At 39.9% G+C, this 18,445-nt stretch carries 20 protein-coding genes and 1 tRNA gene; 16 read left to right on the plus strand and 5 right to left on the minus strand.

Features of this window, described 5'->3' with window-relative positions; translation table 11 throughout:
* Position 1: 1 nt before the first annotated feature.
* From mltG to MST16_RS05430, 3 genes are all read left to right on the plus strand, one after another.
* Positions 2-1,054: an endolytic transglycosylase MltG gene (mltG, locus tag MST16_RS05420; protein WP_180009948.1), complete on the plus strand. Its 1,053-nt coding sequence runs from the start codon at positions 2-4 to the stop codon at positions 1,052-1,054.
* Positions 1,055-1,063: 9 nt separating this feature from the next.
* A complete protein-coding gene (gene tmk / locus MST16_RS05425) occupies positions 1,064-1,669 on the plus strand; it encodes a dTMP kinase (RefSeq protein WP_180009947.1) in 606 nt (201 codons plus the stop codon).
* 69 nt (positions 1,670-1,738) lie between these two features.
* The gene (locus MST16_RS05430) at positions 1,739-2,158 is read left to right on the plus strand and encodes a PaaI family thioesterase (RefSeq protein WP_180009946.1); all 420 of its coding nucleotides are present in this window, start codon (positions 1,739-1,741) and stop codon (positions 2,156-2,158) included.
* A gap of 80 nt (positions 2,159-2,238) precedes the next feature.
* On the opposite strand, the gene nadB is transcribed toward MST16_RS05430, so the two are convergent.
* Positions 2,239-3,885 carry an L-aspartate oxidase gene (gene nadB, locus MST16_RS05435; protein ID WP_180009945.1) on the minus strand — a complete coding sequence of 549 codons (1,647 nt, stop codon included), beginning with the start codon at positions 3,883-3,885 and terminating at the stop codon, positions 2,239-2,241.
* Positions 3,886-4,113: 228 nt separating this feature from the next.
* Between nadB and MST16_RS05440 the strand changes: the two genes are divergently transcribed.
* From MST16_RS05440 to MST16_RS05495, 12 genes are all read left to right on the plus strand, one after another.
* Positions 4,114-5,496 carry a Do family serine endopeptidase gene (locus tag MST16_RS05440; RefSeq protein ID WP_168378034.1) on the plus strand — a complete coding sequence of 461 codons (1,383 nt, stop codon included), beginning with the start codon at positions 4,114-4,116 and terminating at the stop codon, positions 5,494-5,496.
* A gap of 120 nt (positions 5,497-5,616) precedes the next feature.
* Positions 5,617-6,066 (plus strand): thioesterase family protein, encoded by a 450-nt coding sequence (locus MST16_RS05445; protein WP_078190331.1) that lies wholly within the window; start codon positions 5,617-5,619, stop codon positions 6,064-6,066.
* A gap of 195 nt (positions 6,067-6,261) precedes the next feature.
* Positions 6,262-8,079 (plus strand): translation elongation factor 4, encoded by a 1,818-nt coding sequence (lepA, locus tag MST16_RS05450; protein WP_180007636.1) that lies wholly within the window; start codon positions 6,262-6,264, stop codon positions 8,077-8,079.
* A gap of 21 nt (positions 8,080-8,100) precedes the next feature.
* Complete coding sequence (lepB, locus tag MST16_RS05455; protein ID WP_111883978.1) at positions 8,101-8,928, plus strand: signal peptidase I; 828 nt, start codon at positions 8,101-8,103, stop codon at positions 8,926-8,928.
* Positions 8,929-8,948: 20 nt separating this feature from the next.
* On the plus strand, positions 8,949-9,320 hold the full coding sequence (locus tag MST16_RS05460; RefSeq protein ID WP_168378031.1) for a DUF4845 domain-containing protein: 372 nt from the start codon (positions 8,949-8,951) through the stop codon (positions 9,318-9,320).
* Entirely contained in the window at positions 9,292-9,990 is a 699-nt protein-coding gene (rnc, locus tag MST16_RS05465) for a ribonuclease III (protein ID WP_111883979.1), read from the plus strand. Before MST16_RS05460 ends, rnc begins: the two co-directional genes overlap by 29 nt.
* The gene (gene era, locus MST16_RS05470) at positions 9,990-11,018 is read left to right on the plus strand and encodes a GTPase Era (RefSeq protein WP_180007638.1); all 1,029 of its coding nucleotides are present in this window, start codon (positions 9,990-9,992) and stop codon (positions 11,016-11,018) included. Before rnc ends, era begins: the two co-directional genes overlap by 1 nt.
* A 33-nt stretch (positions 11,019-11,051) precedes the next feature.
* Positions 11,052-11,249: an NF038104 family lipoprotein gene (locus tag MST16_RS05475; protein ID WP_180009944.1), complete on the plus strand. Its 198-nt coding sequence runs from the start codon at positions 11,052-11,054 to the stop codon at positions 11,247-11,249.
* 8 nt (positions 11,250-11,257) lie between these two features.
* Complete coding sequence (gene recO, locus MST16_RS05480; RefSeq protein WP_180010013.1) at positions 11,258-11,974, plus strand: DNA repair protein RecO; 717 nt, start codon at positions 11,258-11,260, stop codon at positions 11,972-11,974.
* Between the two features lie 9 nt (positions 11,975-11,983).
* A complete protein-coding gene (pdxJ, locus tag MST16_RS05485; protein WP_180009943.1) occupies positions 11,984-12,709 on the plus strand; it encodes a pyridoxine 5'-phosphate synthase in 726 nt (241 codons plus the stop codon).
* A gap of 17 nt (positions 12,710-12,726) precedes the next feature.
* Entirely contained in the window at positions 12,727-13,380 is a 654-nt protein-coding gene (locus tag MST16_RS05490) for a tRNA-(ms[2]io[6]A)-hydroxylase (protein WP_078190322.1), read from the plus strand.
* 136 nt (positions 13,381-13,516) lie between these two features.
* Positions 13,517-14,341: a DUF4198 domain-containing protein gene (locus MST16_RS05495; RefSeq protein ID WP_180009942.1), complete on the plus strand. Its 825-nt coding sequence runs from the start codon at positions 13,517-13,519 to the stop codon at positions 14,339-14,341.
* A 45-nt stretch (positions 14,342-14,386) separates the two neighbouring features.
* On the opposite strand, the gene MST16_RS05500 is transcribed toward MST16_RS05495, so the two are convergent.
* Together MST16_RS05500 and MST16_RS05505 are read right to left on the minus strand one after the other, a co-directional pair.
* Entirely contained in the window at positions 14,387-15,460 is a 1,074-nt protein-coding gene (locus MST16_RS05500) for a hypothetical protein (protein ID WP_180009941.1), read from the minus strand.
* Between the two features lie 87 nt (positions 15,461-15,547).
* Positions 15,548-15,623 (minus strand) — tRNA-Asn (locus MST16_RS05505).
* Positions 15,624-15,874: 251 nt separating this feature from the next.
* On the opposite strand from MST16_RS05505, the gene MST16_RS05510 reads away from it, so the two are divergent.
* Complete coding sequence (locus tag MST16_RS05510) at positions 15,875-16,333, plus strand: hypothetical protein (RefSeq protein WP_180007643.1); 459 nt, start codon at positions 15,875-15,877, stop codon at positions 16,331-16,333.
* Between the two features lie 51 nt (positions 16,334-16,384).
* On the opposite strand, the gene MST16_RS05515 is transcribed toward MST16_RS05510, so the two are convergent.
* Together MST16_RS05515 and MST16_RS05520 are read right to left on the minus strand one after the other, a co-directional pair.
* Entirely contained in the window at positions 16,385-16,819 is a 435-nt protein-coding gene (locus tag MST16_RS05515) for a PaaI family thioesterase (protein ID WP_180009940.1), read from the minus strand.
* 327 nt (positions 16,820-17,146) lie between these two features.
* Positions 17,147-18,373, minus strand: coding sequence for a pyridoxal phosphate-dependent aminotransferase (locus MST16_RS05520; protein WP_111883988.1), 1,227 nt, complete (start codon positions 18,371-18,373; stop codon positions 17,147-17,149).
* Positions 18,374-18,445 lie beyond the last annotated feature (72 nt).

Below are 18,445 nucleotides of genomic sequence, written 5' to 3' on the forward strand. Positions count from 1 at the left end.
TATGTCCACCGCGTCTAAAAAAACAAATAAGAAAAAATCTGCCAAAGCAGGTTTTCCATTTAAAGCATGTTTGGTTGTGCTACTTGGCATCGTTGTACTTGTGGCGATCTTACTGTGGTCGAGTTTATTTAAAGCCTATCCCGTGGATGGCAAAAAGCAAATGTTGGCGATTGGTGCAGGGGATACCTATTCAGGATTTATTGACCGACTGGCCAAAGAGAAACAAGTTCATTTTCCTATTATTTTGAAGTTGTACCAAAAGTTCATGATCAATGACACCTTGAAAGCGGGTGTGTATGAAATCCATGAAGGCATGAGCGTACGTGAAGTCATGAAACTGATTTCTAACTCTGAAAATGCGCAAATGAATCGAATTTTAGTGATCGAAGGGACGACATTTAAGCAACTCATTGATGCTTTAAAAAATGACCCTTTGGTGACACATGACATTAGCAATCTGCCTTATTCAAAGATTTTGCAGGAACTGGGTATTCCTTATTCACACCCAGAAGGTTTATTTGCTCCGAATACTTATTTCTTTGCAAAAGGCGAGTCTGATCGCAAAATTTTGAAGGATTTGTATAACAGACAAATCAAAGCCTTAGATCAGGCTTGGAACAATCGAGCTCAAAATTTACCTTATAAAGATAAATATGAAGCCTTGATCATGGCATCGATTATTGAAAAAGAAACCAGTATTGATAGTGAGCTTGAGCAAGTGTCTGGTGTATTTGTGCGTCGTCTCAAACAAGGGATGCGTTTGCAAACAGATCCAACTGTGATCTACGGTATGGGCGATAAATACCAAGGCAATATCACTCGCCAAGATTTACGTACACCTACTGCATATAATACGTATACGATCAACGGCTTACCACCTACACCGATTGCTTTGCCGAGTCAAAAAGCTATTGAAGCCGCGATGCATCCAGATGCGTCAAATAACATCTATTTCGTGGCTACAGGTAACGGTGGTCATAAATTTAGCAGTAATTTGTCAGACCATAACCGAGCGGTACAAGAGTATTTATCGGTAATTCGTGCGAAAAATTGAGGAGTGAGCATGTTTATTAGTTTTGAAGGCACGGAAGGTGTGGGTAAAACCACGTTGATTCGTAAACTACATGAGCATTTCCAACACTTAGCAAAAGATGTGGTATTAACCCGTGAGCCGGGTGGTACACCTATGGCAGAGCAAATTCGCTCATTGTTGCTTTCGGTGAACCACGAAGAAACCATGAGTAATGATACTGAATTATTACTCATGTATGCGGCACGTGCGCAGCACTTAGAAGCCGTGATTCTGCCAGCGTTGGCTGCAGATAAAATCGTTTTATGTGACCGTTTTACAGATTCGAGTTTTGCATATCAGTGTGCAGGTCGTGGTTTGGACCGAGAAAAACTGAAAGTTTTAAATGACGGTTTTGTGGCGCGTATGCCTGATATTACCTTTTGGCTGGATGCTCCAATTGAAACGGGCATGTTACGTGCGCGTGAACGAGGCGCTTTGGATCGATTTGAGCAAGAGAAAGCAACGTTCTTTGAGAAAGTGCGTTCAGGTTTTGCTGAAATCCATGAAAAAGAGCCTGCACGCATGAAGCGCCTCGATGCGACGCAAACACCTGAACAGGTTTTTCAACAGGCATTATTGCATTTGCAACAGATCTAAAATGCCATAGTAATCTTTAGGTATTTGATTTAAAAATCATTCATAGCATAAGTTATGGATGATTTTTTTATGCCGCATCGAAAGCAGGCGATTATTGATTTTTTACAACGTGAATTTGCCCCAAGTTTAAAAAACTGCACGATTAAAGAAGTTGGACAGCAAACCGCGACCTTAATTTGGCATGTTACAGAACAAGATCTAAGACCGGGCAATACGATATCTGGCCCAACCATGATGACTTTGGCTGATTTTGCGCTATATGTGGCTATATTGGGGGAGATCGGGATTGTAGGGCTTGCGGTCACGACCAATATGAATATTAATTTTTTAAGAAAACCAGAAGCCAATAAAGACTTAATAGGCGAGTGTCGATTGTTAAAAGTGGGCAAAAGTATAATTTATGGTGAGGTGTTGGTGTATTCAGAAGGTGTGGATGAGCCTGTTGCACATATAACAGGGAGCTATTCTATTCCACCGAAGCGATTATAAAGGCTCAATTGCATTTGCTGATTCAAATAAAAAGCCGAATTTACATTCGGCTTTTTATGGTTTTTAGACATTTTAGATGTTTAAGAAACCAGTTCTGTATTCACCAATGGACATTCCACTTGGAAATTGGGTGGAGTTAGGACTGTTTTTCGTAATTCTGCTGCTTGTTCAGGATAGTCCAAAGTGAAATGCAGTCCACGTGATTCTTTACGTTCCATTGCACAGCGTACAATCATTTCTGAAACCAACACTAAGTTACGTAATTCAATCAGATTTTTACTGACTTGGTAGTCTTGGTAATACTCGGTAATTTCACGATTGAGCATTTCAATACGATGGAGCGCACGTTGAAGCCGTTTGGTTGTTCTGACAATACCCACGTAGTTCCACATGGTTTGGCGAAGTTCATCCCAATTCTGCAAAATCACCACGTCTTCATCAGGGTTGGTCACTTGCGAGTCATCCCATTCTGGGACATGAGGCGCCTGATAAGTTCCTTGATGCTGTGCTGTGATATGTGTTGAAGCACTCATACCATAGACGAAACATTCAAGTAAGGAGTTACTTGCCATACGGTTTGCACCATGTAGGCCGGTATAAGAGGTTTCTCCAATGGCATATAGGCCTGGAATATCGGTCTGACTGTTTTCATCAACCACAACGCCACCACAGGTGTAGTGTGCTGCCGGAACCACCGGAATCATTTCTTTGGTAATATCAATACCGAGTTCCATTAAGCGTGCATACAATGTTGGGAAATGTTCTTTGACAAATTCTGCAGGTTTATGGGTGATATCAAGCCAAACATGACGGATTCCTAGACGTTTGATTTCATAATCGATAGCGCGCGCTACGATATCGCGTGGTGCTAATTCTGCACGCTCATCAAAGCGCAGCATAAAGCGTTCACCGTCAGGGAGACGTAAATAGGCACCTTCGCCACGCATCGCTTCGGTAATTAAGAAAGAGCGAGCTTGAGGATGATATAAACAGGTTGGATGGAATTGGTTAAACTCCATATTGGCAACACGGCAGCCTGCACGATACGCCATGGCAATACCATCACCCGTCGCAATGTCGGGATTTGATGTATATAAATATGCCTTCATGGCACCACCACAGGCAAGGGCAGTGAACGGTGCTAAAAAGGTATGTACTTTTTCGGTTTTTTCATCTAAAGCATATAGACCGAGAGCACGGTTTTCAGCTTCAGGATTTAATTTTTGTGCGGTGATTAAATCGATTGCAATAAAATTTTCAAAAATATGAATATTGGCTTTTTCTTGCGCACGTTCAACCAATGTTGTGGAAATAGCACGACCTGTGGCATCTGCTGCATGGATAATCCGCCGGTGAGAGTGACCACCTTCACGTGTCAGATGTAACTGTTCTTGGTCGTCTAAAGTAAATTGCACACCCTGATTCAGTAGAAAATCGACAGAAGATTTACCACCTTCAACGGTTTGTTTTACCGCTGCCATTTCACATAAATGCGCACCGGCAATCATGGTGTCATTGATATGTTGTTCAATAGAATCTGTTTTATCGAGGACGGCAGCAACACCACCTTGGGCATAATATGTACTGGCATCCGTCAGCGTCGATTTAGCTAAAACAGCAATATTAAAATGATCTGGTAACGATAGGGCTAAACTTAGGCCTGCACCGCCACTTCCCACAATAATCACATCAAATTGATGTGTCGTGTTTAAATTAGACATGTCCATCAGCTAATTTTAAAAATGTCCGATCATCACAACTGTTTTTGCCTAAAAACGCAATGACTATAAATTAACTAAATAATGAAAAATATTCATAGATCTGTAATATTTAAGGAATGTTTAAGATTGTTTATCATAAATAATCATCAAACATTTTATTACGAAGCTTAGACTTGCATTGTGATAAAAACTAACGTATTTCAAATGATAAGCACAATTGAGTGAATGCTAACAATGAATAAATCGTATTTACAAAAGGGACTCTATGCAGCTGTGTTTACGGTTGCTAGCGTGCAGACTCAGGCAGCGGGTCCTGTTGATTTTTCCAATTTGGTTGAACAAGTCAGCCCAGCTGTCGTAAGCGTGAATGTGGTTAAAAAGCTTAGTCAAGAAGAGCTTTTGCAGCAACAAGTCCCAGAAATATTACGACGCTTTTTCGGTAATCAGGTCGTTATCCCGCAGCAAAAAATGCCGCAAGAAAAGACCGGTTATGGAAGCGCATTCTTTATTAGTAAAGATGGTTATCTATTAACTAATCACCATGTGGTAGAAGATGCATCGAAAGTCACCATCGTATTGAATGACCGCCGTGAAATTGATGCCACCGTTGTGGGGAGTGATGAGCGGACTGATGTGGCTTTGCTAAAGGTGAAAGGTTCAAATTTTCCAGAGCTACGCACAGGTAATGTTGACCGTTTACGTGTAGGTGAGCCAGTGTTGGCTATTGGTTCACCATTTGGTTTTGACTATTCAGCTTCGGCAGGGATTGTCAGTGCGAAAATGCGCAATATGATGGGAGAAACCTCGGTTCCATTTATTCAAACCGATGTGGCATTGAACCCCGGAAACTCAGGCGGCCCTTTATTTAACCAGTCTGGTGAAGTGGTTGGGGTGAACTCTCGTATCTTTAGTGGTACGGGTGGTTATATGGGTTTATCGTTCTCGATTCCTATTGATGTGGCGATGGATGTTGCAGACCAATTAAAGAAAAACGGCAAGGTGACACGTGCTTACTTAGGCGTTATGCTGCAAGATATCGATCGGAATCTTGCTGAATCCTATAACCTTTCAAAACCTGAGGGCTCATTGATTACTCAAGTTGCACCGAATTCACCCGCAGCAAAAGCTGGCTTTAAAGCGGGTGATGTCATTTTGAAATTTAATGGTACACCGATTTCACGTACTGGCGAACTACTGAATTATCTCAATCGTACAGGTCCTAATCAAAGTATTCAGCTTGAAGTATTACGTGATGATAAACGCCAAAACATTTCAGCAACCTTGATCACTGCACCAGATGATACGCCTGCAAAAGCTGAAATTGCACCTGTGAAAAAAGGCCCGGTGATTGGGGTGTCAATTCGTAATTTAACTGCAGATGAATTAAAGCAACTGAGTGTGAAAGGTGGTGTATTAATTCAAGATGTACGAGCTAGTGGTATTGCTGCACAAGCGCGAATTCAGCCGGGTGACGTTGTGACTCAAGTTAATAATAAAGCTGTGAATAATGCAGAAGATTTTGTGAAAGTTATTTCAGAATTGAAAAATGGCAGCATTGCACGTGTTTCTTTGATTCGTCAGGGGCAACGTGCGATTGTGGGCATGCGCATTCAATAATGATTTGCTGAATGAAAACCACTCCAAGCGAGTGGTTTTTTTAACTTTAGTGTTTTTGCAATTTACCCTTAGATAAAAATGAGTAGACTGTGGAGCATATTTTAAAATTTGCAGGACGCTATGAGCGATATCTTTGATTTAAAAATTACAGTTCAAGCTGAACATATCGACACATTAAATCATGTGAATAACGTGGTGTACGTCAGTTGGATGCAAGATGTCGCGACAGCACATATTGAAGCCTTGGGTTTAGGTTTAAAAGAATATATTGAATTGAAGCATGCCATGGTTGCTGTTGAGCATCATGTGCAATATCGCAAAGCAGCAGTTGAAGGTGAGGAGATTATTCTGCGAACGTGGCTCAATGATATCAATGCGTTGTATTCATTTCGTCAGTATGTATTTTATCGACCTAAAGACAAAGCGATATTATTTACAGGCAATACGCAGTGGGCATGCATTGAAATTGCCACAGGTCGTCCAAAACGCATGTCGCCAACCTTTACCCAAGCGTATCAACCTATTGCGGATAGCCTAAATCCGCTGGATTTTAGTGCTTATGATCTTTGAGTTTGATTTTATCGCAAAATTTCAAACCAAGACTAGCCAAGTTCTCCATGTAGGATGAATGACTTGCATAAAAGCAATGCATTATTTTCGATACTTTGAAAAATCCATCTGCTATAATCCTCGGCAATTTCTATTCGGCTTTTGCTATGCATAAAGAATTGCATGTATAGCGCTTTTATTTTTCCAAGGTAGCCCATGGCGCAAGCTAAAAAATCTGTTGATATAAAAAACATTCGTAACTTCTCGATCATTGCGCATATCGACCATGGTAAGTCGACCCTTGCCGACCGATTTATTCAAACTTGTGGTGGTTTGCAAGATCGTGAAATGCAGGCGCAGGTTCTAGATTCTATGGAATTGGAACGTGAGCGTGGTATTACGATTAAAGCTGCGTCAGTGACTTTGTATTACACCCATCCTAATGGTGAAGAATACCAACTCAACTTCATTGACACACCGGGGCACGTTGACTTTTCTTATGAAGTTTCACGTTCATTGGCTGCGTGTGAAGGTGCACTATTGGTTGTCGATGCTGCACAAGGGGTAGAAGCACAATCTGTAGCGAATTGCTATACCGCAATTGAACAAGGTTTAGAAGTCCTACCTGTTTTAAATAAAATTGATTTGCCGCAAGCAGAGCCAGAGCGTGTTATTCAAGAAATTGAAGACATTATTGGTATCGAAGCGACTGAAGCACCTACATGTTCAGCTAAAACCGGTCTAGGCATTGAAGGGGTGCTTGAAACACTGGTAAATGTTATTCCTGCACCCGAAGGCGATCGTAATGCACCATTACAAGCCTTAATTGTTGACTCTTGGTTCGACAACTATTTGGGCGTGGTTTCTTTAGTTCGTATTAAAGAAGGTCGTGTGCGTAAAGGCGATAAAATGTTGATGAAATCAACTGGTCAAACGCACATCATCACCTCAGTAGGTATTTTTAATCCTAAACATACAGAAACTGACATGCTCGAAGCAGGTGAAGTTGGTTTCGTGATCGCGGGTATTAAAGATATTTTTGGTGCTCCAGTTGGTGATACGATTACCTTGGCAACTACACCAGAAGTTCAAAGCTTACCGGGTTTCAAAAAAGTGAAACCACAGGTCTATGCAGGTTTATTCCCAATCGATTCAAGTGAATTTGAACCGTTCCGTGAGGCGCTGCACAAACTGCAAATTAATGACTCAGCGTTGTTCTTTGAACCTGAAAGTTCAGATGCACTTGGTTTTGGATTCCGTTGTGGCTTCTTGGGTATGCTGCACATGGAAATTGTACAAGAACGTTTAGAACGTGAGTATGATCTGGACCTGATTTCTTCAGCACCAACCGTAATTTATGAAGCGGTGATGAAAAATGGTCAAACTATTTACATCGATAGTCCTTCTAAAATGCCGGATGGTTCAACAGTTGAAGATTTACGTGAGCCAATTGCTGAATGTCATATCTTGGTACCGCAAGAGTACTTGGGTAATGTGATGACGTTATGTGTTGAACGTCGTGGCGTTCAAAAAAATATGAAGTTTATGGCGAACCAAGTAGCGATCACGTTTGAAATCCCAATGGCTGAAGTAGTGATGGATTTCTTTGATAAATTGAAATCATGTTCACGCGGTTTTGCATCGTTAGACTATAACTTTGTGCGTTTTGAGAGTTCATCTTTAGTTAAGGTAGATGTGTTAATCAACGGTGAAAAGGTTGATGCCTTGGCCATGATTTGCCACCGACAAGATGCTCGCCATCGTGGTATTGCACTTGTGGAAAAAATGAAAGATTTAATTCCACGTCAAATGTTCGATGTGGCTATTCAAGCAGCGATTGGTGCACAGATCATTGCACGTTCAACTGTAAAAGCGATGCGTAAAAACGTTTTGGCTAAATGTTATGGTGGTGACGTGTCGCGTAAGAAGAAACTTCTTGCGAAACAAAAAGAAGGTAAGAAACGTATGAAACAAGTGGGCAGCGTCGAAATCCCACAAGAAGCGTTCCTTGCGGTATTGAAAGTAGAAAGATAATAAATAGAGGTTTATGAGCTCATGGATTTTGACTTTAATTTGATCCTTGTTCCTGCCACAGTCATTTTTTTCTTAATTTGGTTGTTGGATAAGTTTGTCTGGAAGCAACGGCAGACCAAAGGTAAGGGGAATGAAAATGTCGTTATCGCATGGGCTTATGATTTCTGGCCGATTTTAGCGATAGTTTTGGTGATGCGTTCATTCTTATATGAGCCATTTAATATTCCATCTGACTCTATGGTTCCAACCTTAGAAACAGGTGATTTTATTGTGGTGAATAAATATCAGTATGGCGTACGTTTACCTATCGTCAATAAAAAAATTCTTGATGTCGGTGAACCTGAGCGTGGTGATGTCATTGTATTCCGTTATCCACCACAACCAACCATCAGCTATATTAAACGAGTGGTCGGTTTACCAGGTGATCATATTATTTACGATCATGGTCAACTGAGTGTGAATGGTCAAAAGGTGGCAAAAGTTCCTGTAGAATTTAGCCGTGAAAAAGATCAACTTGATACACCTACATCGATTTATCATAAAGAAACCATGGGTAAGCATACGTTTACCATGCGTGAGCTTGAAGGCGTCAATGTTGCGCGCCAAGCACCATTTATCAACTATGTTGAAAATGGTAAATATTCAACAGAAAATGGTTTATATTGGGAAGTTAAGGTTCCTGAAGGTCACTATTTCGCGATGGGGGATAATCGCGATCAAAGTGCGGACAGTCGTTTTTGGGGCTTTGTGCCTGAAGAAAACCTCACTGGACGTGCTTTTTACAAGTGGATGCATAAGGAACCTGGTTTAAAACTGCCTTCATTTAGTCGTAATGGCAGTATTGATTAGTCTTACATCAGGAAAATAAAATGAGACATCAACGGGGAACGTCTTATATCGCAATTTTAATTGCTATTATTGGGTTTGCTTTTTTAGCTAAAGCTTTAATTGCGGTTTGGGGACCGTATGTTGACGACCGTCTCGTCAACAATGAAATTGAAGAATTGATGAAGAGCAGTCCTAAAAATATTGCTCCGAGTAAGTTTGAGTCACAAATGTCACAGCGTTTAGATATGAATGGTGTACGTGATTTAAATTTTAAAGATATTGCTCAAGTCACTAATGTAGATGGTCTACAAGTGAAAACAGATTATGAAATAAGAAAACCTTTCTTATTGAATATTGATATTGTGTTGAAGTTCGAGAAAAGTTTTGATCAAAGCTCAGTCCAAGCTAAATGAAGCTCGTTTAGCAAGTCGTATCGGTTATCAGTTTAAACAACCTGAATTGTTACAACTGGCCTTGACCCACCGATCGGTGAGCCATAAATACAATTATGAACGCCTAGAATATCTGGGCGATTCATTATTGGGTATGATAATTGCCAATTATCTGTACCATGCCTACCCGCATGAAAATGAAGGGCGTCTAACGCGTATGCGTGCGACACTGGTTCGTCAGGAAGCGCTAGGAAAAATTGCCAATGACTTAAAACTCAGTCAAGAATTAATCTTGAGTACAGGTGAGTTGAAATCTGGCGGTCATCATCGTGAGTCTATACTTGCGGATACCGTTGAATCGATCATTGGTGCAATCTATGTCGATTGTCAGGATTTAAAAATTCTGGAACCGATTGTTCTTAAATGGTATGTGCCATATTTAGATCATATTGAACCGACCGATCAACTGAAAGACCCTAAATCACGTTTGCAAGAGTATTTACAAGCACGTAAAAAACCTCTCCCGGTTTACGAGGTTGTAGATATTCAGGGTGATGCTCCGAACCAACATTTTAAAGTTGAATGTACAGTCGAAGGGCTCCCTGTTAAATACGGTGAAGGTTCAAGCCGTCGCTTTGCTGAACAAGCTGTAGCGGCAGAAATCTTAGAAATTTTGGAGAAAAAGTCTTAATGACTACTCATTCCGATCACGTAGATGCTGATCACGAGTCGCAAGGCGACAGTAACGATTTAATTAGTCAGTTTTTTAGTGCACAAGGCACTGAAATCCCTGCCGATTTTAAAAGTGGTTTTGTGGCGATTGTTGGTCGTCCAAACGTTGGTAAATCAACGTTAATGAACCATATTTTGGGTCAAAAACTTTCAATTACGTCTCGTAAACCACAAACGACGCGTCATAAAATTGTGGGTATTGACTCACGTGAAAAGTCTCAAGCGGTATTTGTTGATACGCCTGGGATGCACAAAAAAGAAGTTCGTGCCATCAATAAAATGATGAACCGTGCGGCGCATTCTGCACTTCGTGATGTGAACTTGGTTTTGTTTGTGATTGATGCAGACAAATGGACACAGAATGATGATTTAGTGTTAGAGAAGCTAAAAAATGCCGATATGCCAGTTATTCTTGTGATCAATAAAATTGATACGCTAGAAAACAAAAACCATGCATTACCCTTGATACAAGAACGTGCGAAATTAATGAATTTTGCAGAAATTGTTCCTGTATCAGCGTTACGCGGTGCAAATTTGGATCATTTGCGCAGTACGATTGAGAAATATCTGCCGTTCCAACCACCACTGTATTCACTTGAGCAATTGACTGATCGTTCAGAGCGTTTCCTTGCATCTGAAATTATCCGTGAAAAAATCATGCGTCAATTGGGTGAAGAGCTGCCTTATGATTTAACCGTTCAAATTGAGTCGTTTAAAACAGAAGAAGCAACAATTAATCCAAAAACAGGTCGTCCTAAAGCGGCGTGTACCTATATTGATGCGACGATTTTTGTCGATCGCTCTGGCCAAAAAGCCATTGTGATTGGTGAGAAAGGTGCCAAACTGAAGAAAATCGGTATGGATGCACGTGTGGATATGGAAAAAATGTTCGAGCAAAAAATCATGCTGACACTTTGGGTGAAAGTCAAAGGTGGTTGGTCTGATGATGAACGTGCATTGAAAAGCTTGGGTTATAGCGATATTTAATTGCTAGACATTTAAAACTTTGAGGGAAGAGTAATGATGAAAGTATTAGCTGTAGTGGCATGTGTTTTGTTTCTACAAGGGTGTATTCATAAAATCGTTACTGTTCCTGTCAAAGTGGCTTATAAAACCACAAAAGGCGTGGTCAAAGGGACCGCTGCAGTTGTAGGTGCAGTCATTCCAGATGGGGGTGATGATGAAGAAGACGAAAAGAAAAAGAAAGACAAGGATTAATATCTTAAATCATGCGTAATGAGATACTGCATGGTTATTTAATTCACCATCGTAAATATCGTGAAAAAAGTCATATCGTGCACTTGTTTACGCAGGAGCATGGCCGAGTTGATGGTATTCTCAGGCAAACACCTCCGCCTCAGTATCAACCGATCTGCTTGCAAGCCTCCGGCAAGTCTGAGCTTAAAAATTTCAGTAAACTTGAAATTGTAAATCAACCCATATTCTTTTATGGGGATGCTTTTTTTTCAGGTTTTTATTTGAATGAAGTCTTATTGAGGTTATGTCCCTTAGAGGTCGAGATGCCAGAGACATTTGCTCAATATGCGCATACCTTAGAACAACTCCAATGCATGTCTGCGCAAGAAAATCCTGACCTGTTTTTGCGACAAATCCTTAGACAGTTTGAGCATGAGCTACTTGAAGAGTTGGGTTATGCGCTGGATTATTCAACTGATGCAAATCAACAGCAAATTCAGCTTCATGAAAATTATCAATTTCATTTAAATGAAGGTTTTCAACCTGTCATTAAAGCCTCACGCGCAACATTGTCAGGTCAACATATTTTAAGTATGTGTGATTATGAAAAAGGTGGGGAATTTAATTCTGAACAGTTACAATTACTGTCTAAGTTGTACCGACAAATGATTACTTCCTTGCTTGGCGATCGTCCATTAAAAAGTCGTCAATTGTGGATACAGAATTCTCAAACTCAACGTCATTAGGAAAGAATTATGGCAGCTTTGCTTGGTGTAAATATTGACCATGTGGCAACACTACGAAATGCACGTGGGACAACTTATCCAGATCCTGTGAATGCCGCAATTATTTGTGAGCAAGCGGGGGCGGAAGGGATTACGCTACATTTACGTGAAGATCGTCGCCATATTAAAGATGATGATGTTCGTCGTATGCGTTCTGTATTAAAAACCCATATGAATCTTGAAATGGCAGTGACCAATGAAATGGTTGAATTTGCCAAAGAGATTCAGCCGCATCATGTATGCTTTGTTCCTGAAAAGCGTGAAGAAGTCACGACTGAAGGCGGTCTAGATGTTGTTGGGCATTTTGAAGATGTAAAAAATGCGACTCAAGCACTCGCAGCGATTGGTTGCGAAGTTTCATTATTTATTGATGCTGACTTTGCTCAAATTGATGCGGCGATTGCCTGTGGCGCGCCAACGATTGAGTTGCATACAGGTGCATATGCAGATGCTGAAACACCTGAAGCGCAGAAAGCAGAGCTGGAGCGTATCATTCAAGGTGCTGAATATGCGGCATCTAAAGGATTGATTGTGAATGCTGGTCATGGCTTAAATATTGAAAATGTCACTCCAATTGCTCGCATTGCGCAAATTCATGAATTGAATATTGGTCACTCGATTATTGCTGATGCTCTATTTATTGGATTGGCACAGTCTGTGAAACAAATGAAAGCTGCGATTAAAGCCGCACGTTAATTTTTTAAGTAAAGTATATGTCAAATATTGATTATGATGCCCTAATGAAGCCAGTCATTGGCTTCTTGGGGTGTGAAACACCAAAAGCATGGCTAGATGAAGCTTTAAATAATTTGGATATCCTAATGCAGGATCATGCCAATTGTGAAAAGAAAGCTGCAAGTACAGCAATGAATTTGATGTTTCGTTATAGTTTTTTCTCTGATTTACAAATCAAACTAGCACAGCTAGTTCGTGAAGAAATGCTGCACTATGAGCAAGTGCTGGAACTGATGGCAAAACGTGGTCAGGAATGGACTGCAATCAGTGCTGGTCGGTATGCAGGTGGTCTACGCAAAGAAGTACGGACTTATGAGCCAGAAGCGTTAATTGATATCTTGGTGATTGGTGCATTCGTTGAGGCACGGTCATGCGAGCGTTTCTATGCGCTTGCACCACATGTGGATGAAGAGTTGGGGCGTTACTACCGCTATTTGCTAAAGTCTGAATCACGCCATTATGAGGACTATTTAGCATTAGCTATGGACGTAGCGACGACCAATAAGCTAAAGAACCCGAAAGAAGATATTCAGATGCGTATTGAGCATATTCGTGAAGTTGAAAAAAATCTGATTAGCAGCCCAGATGAATTATTTCGCTTTCATAGTGGTGTGCCCGTTAAAGCAGCCTGATAAAAGAGTCCTCCAGAATGGGGGATTTTTTATGCATATAAATCAAGTGATAATAAGAATTATTTACAATATGCTTGGGTGAATCTAAAATGAAACGATCTCTATGAATCAAACAATTTAAGCTCTCTTATTCAATATGAAATTACAATTCACTTTACTCTGTTTCGCTTTGTGTGCGGTTGGTCAGGCTGAAGCGCATTATCCTTATGTTGCGCCTCTAAACTATCAAACATTTAATAATCACAGTGCCATTCTTTCAGGTTTTTATGACAATCCATTTGTTTCTGAAATAGCTATTAAAAACTTTAATTTCCATGTGCATACACCGTCAGGTGATAAGCTACATTTAACGGAAACTGATTGGGCAAAAACGCAAACAGTCAGCAGCTATAGTTTAGAAAATAAGCAAGATGGCACGTATCGTATTCGCGGTGAAAAGCAGGGAAGTACAGCGCGTTTTGCTTATGATCAAAAGCAGTGGAAAGCGTTAATCAATGGTGTGCGTGATCCTCAAAAAACTGCGAATGCAAATGTCATTTATACAGCCGAGTTGACTAAAAAGTCGCAAATCAAAAGTATTCAAACGCAGGAAATCATTGAAACTTTTGTATCACGCCGTGCAACCTCTACACATGTGGTGAATCATTTACATGATGGCTTTGATGTGCAATTTAAAACCCATCCAAATGCTATAAAGCATAATGAGCCTGTGCAACTGAAAGTGCTAGATCAGAAAAAAGCGGTTGCGGGTTTACAGGTTGAAATTTTGCAGCAAACCACGGATTACAGCCGTGAAGGAAAAGTTTATAAAACGCTTAAAACTGATCAAGATGGAAATTTGAATTTTAACCTATCAGATCGTGGTCAGTATTTGCTGAAAATGGATTATCAACAGCCTTTTGAAATGAAGGAACACGCATTAAAACGATATAAATATACTTTGAGTTTTAATGTGATTTAAAGAGAAAAAGCTCTGCGATTTGCGGAGCTTTTTTATGAAAATGATTTAGCTATCTTTAGGTTCAAGATAAAACATCGATAAACCTATCAATAAAATTAAACTGGTTTGAGTGAAAAAGTGTTTATTAAAACCACCATAATATTGCTGCGAATAGCCTGCAATCAGTAAACAACCCGTTAAATAAAGCAATCGATAATATCGGCTCTCAAAACAATAACAGACACTTGCAAAACATAAAATCAGGCAGCCAATCACCATATAATGGATATCCCAAATGATGGTGTTGATTGCAAATAAAAGTGCTGAAAGTGCGCCGATAGATAAATTACGCAGGCTTTCAAACCCTTGAAAAATGTGCATCAAAGCTAATATGAAGAATGGCAATAGAGCAAGTGCATATTTTATTCTTATACTGTTTTGCGTCATGAGCATAAAATTTTGCTGTTTCTCAACAATGGGGCTAGTACTGATGCTTAGCCTAAGCCATTGCAGGGTTAAGTGTTCAGGGATGTTGGCTTTAACTAAAAATTTGAGAGTGGCTTGTGGTGGAATAATATAATTTTCTTGGAATTCATGGCCATAAAACATCCATGACTTATTGGTCTCTAGTGTGTGATATTGCGTATTTTTTTGAGTTGAGATGTTAAAAAGTTGTCCAGTTGCATTTAACCCAGCTTTCATACATGGTGTTTCTTTCTCGTGAACAATACATAACGGCAGTACCGAAATTTCAAGATCTTTTCGAGTTTGTTGCTGACCTGCAAAATCGATATGAACATATAACTGATCAGATTGGTTTTGCAGCGTAATTGGTGTGCTTGACCAATATAGTCCTTCTGTCATCTCGTTCAATACAGATTCAGATATTTCGGGAATAGTATTGTGATTTTGAAACTGCTGAGGTGGAATCAACCATTGTAGCTTGCTGTCAAGAAGGGTGTTCGATTCACTATTATATAAATTGGGTGGTGTTTTGAAATGTTGCTCAATTTCACTTTCGGGTGTGCAGCTCACCAAATAAATTGCAAATGGGCTGATAAAAATTAAAAGAAAAATGAATGCAGTGAGATAGTGTTTTAAGGCAGTTTTATTTGATTCAGCATCAACTTGAATGAACATTTTTTTATTTTAATGACAATGACTTATAGATTATATGTAAATCATAGTCATTAAAAAAGCCCATTTAAATAAATGGGCTTTAGAATTTGGCTCTCCAACCTGGGCTCGAACCAGGGACCTGCGGATTAACAGTCCGTCGCTCTACCGACTGAGCTATTGGAGAATCTGAATGCGATTATAAGCAGATTTTGAAGAGGGTCAAGCTAAAAATACCAATATGAGGAGAAATGCGTGATAGATGTTTTTTATTTGAACAAAAAGAAGGATTTTTTAGAAAAAATGAATCTTAGGCTTGCAAAGAAAAAATTCAATTGATAGTCTGAATGCAACAACAGAGCGTTTAAACATATGTTTAAACAGTGTGGATTTAAACCCAACTTGCCAGCACTAAAATGGCTAAACAGGAGAAAGCGAATGAATACGCTGACTATTTCTCAGATTTTTTCAAATTTTTCTTTTTACCAAGAAAACTATCTTTCCATTATTAGTAATCAAGAGCAATATCAAACACCTGTCGAAGGTGCGTACGTTGACGTTTGGCCTTTGGGTCGACGTGACTTGGCATTGGGTGATTTATTACAACTGTGGTTTAGTGAAAAATGGTTGATCAACACGCCATGTCATTTACGTTTTGAACATCAAGATGATGGCCGTCGTGTGCCTTTGCAACGCAAGCAAGATTTGTATTTATACCAATTGGCCGGTAATGCGTTATCAGGCTCAAATCGTTCTAAAGTATGGTCTATTTCAGAACAACAAGAACTTCGTGTTGAGTTAGATAGTGCTTTAAAATATTACTGCTTTCAAAAGGGCAGTAATCGCATTGATCTAAGCGAAGGCCAATTAATTCGTGCCTTACATTCAGCAATTTAAGTTTGAATCATCATCTGCTCGCATTGAATTGCGAGCAGAAAAATAAAAATATTAAGGACGTATAATCATGCAGGTTGCAGTTGCATGTGCATAAAGTTTGCCATTGTCATCAATAATTTTCTCTTCAGAAATCCCTAAATTTTTACTGATATTAATGACTGTTCCTATAGCAGTAAGTTCAACATTCTTTGGGATTGGGCGACACATTTTTATATTTAAGTCGATGGTGCCATAACCTACACCTGCCTCTAATAGCGTGTGAATGGCACAACCTGTCACCGAGTCGAGTACCGTAGCAGCAAAGCCACCATGCACGCCGCCTAGCGGATTTATGTGTCGTGCATCTGCTTTAGCCTTAAAGCTAATACTGCCCTCAGATACTTCATAAGGCTGCATAGGAATAGTTTCGCTAATACTTGCTGGAGGAATTTGGCCTTGCATCATTGCCTTTAAAATTTCTAGTCCAGTCATTTCTTTGATGTTCATTGGTAGATCTCTGGATAGGTTAGTTTTGTGGTTGTTCTGGGTTCTAAAATGAAACTTATTTAAATAACATAGCTGAAAATGTAAAAAGAATGCAAACCAAGGATTTGAATATGAAGGTTAGTTTTAGGTTTTATCGTTTGGTTTTTTAATATTTAAGTCGATTTGAAGGAAGTCAAATGGGCTGGATGAGCTTTGTTATTTAGTTTGAACCGCGAAAAAAATTGATCAAAAGCGTGTTGAAGTGAAGAGTATTAATTTATTCTTTTGATGAGTATAAAAAACCCGCGATATTCGCGGGTTTTTTTTTGATTTGATCTTTAGATCAAATTATTTTTCAGCAGCAATTGAAGCAATCGCAGCGTCTACGCCTTCGATTGAGTCAGCAGCTTTCTTGATACGTGCAAGCGCATCTACAAGAACTTCGTCTGCAGTTGCATAAGAAATACGCATATAACCACCTAGACCGAACGCATCACCAGGAACTACTGCAACACCAGTTTCTTCCAATAACCATGCAGAGAATTCTGTGCAAGATTTTAAACCTTTTGCACGAATCAATGGACGGATGTTTGCGTATGCATAGAATGCACCATCAGCAGGAAGGCAAGTAATACCGTTGATGTCGTTCAAGCCTTTCACAACTAGGTCGTGACGGCGTTTGAATGCTTCAATCATTGGCTCAAGAACGTCTTGAGGACCATTCAATGCAGCTTCAGCAGCAACTTGTGAAATAGAAGTTGGATTTGAAGTTGATTGAGATTGGATTTTTTTCATCGCACCAATAAGTTTAGCAGGGCCCGCTGCGTAGCCAATACGCCAGCCAGTCATTGCATAAGCTTTAGATACACCGTTAAGAACGATTACGCGATCGTAAAGGTCTGGTGCAACTGTTGCGATGTTGTAGAATTCGTCGTCCCAACGGATTGGTTCGTACATATCATCAGAAGCAACTAAAACTTCAGGGTATTTACGTAGAACGTCAGCTAAAGCAAGTAATTCTTCTTTAGTGTAGATCATACCTGTTGGGTTAGAAGGGCTGTTTAGAACCACTAAACGAGTTTTGTCAGTGATTGCAGCTTCTAATTGAGCAGGCGTAATTTTGAAACGTTGGTCTTCACCACATTTCACGATTACAGGAGTACCTTCAGCAATGATCACCATGTCTGGGTAGCTTACCCAGTAAGGAGCAGGGATAATTACTTCGTCACCTTTGTTTAACAAAGCAAGTGCCAAGTTAAAGAAAGATTGTTTACCACCACAAGAAACCAAGATTTGGTTTGCAGCGTAATCAAGGTTATTGTCGCGTTTTAATTTAGCAATAATTGCTTTTTTAAGACCTGGAGTACCGTCAACAGCTGTATATTTAGTGAAGCCATTGTTGATAGCAGCAATTGCAGCATCTTTGATGTGTTGTGGGGTATCGAAATCCGGTTCACCTGCGCCTAAACCAATTACGTTTTTACCAGCAGCCTTCAATTCAGCAGCTTTGTTAGTAACAGCAAGTGTAGGGGACGGTTTGATGCTATTTACACGATCAGACAGACGTACGTCCACGGCAGTATTCCTTCTTATAGGGATTAAAAAATAAAAAGCACACTATCTTAGCTTAAATGCACAGTAATGGGG

The organism is Acinetobacter sp. YH16040_T, from assembly GCF_024605785.1.
Classification (GTDB): domain Bacteria; phylum Pseudomonadota; class Gammaproteobacteria; order Pseudomonadales; family Moraxellaceae; genus Acinetobacter; species Acinetobacter amyesii.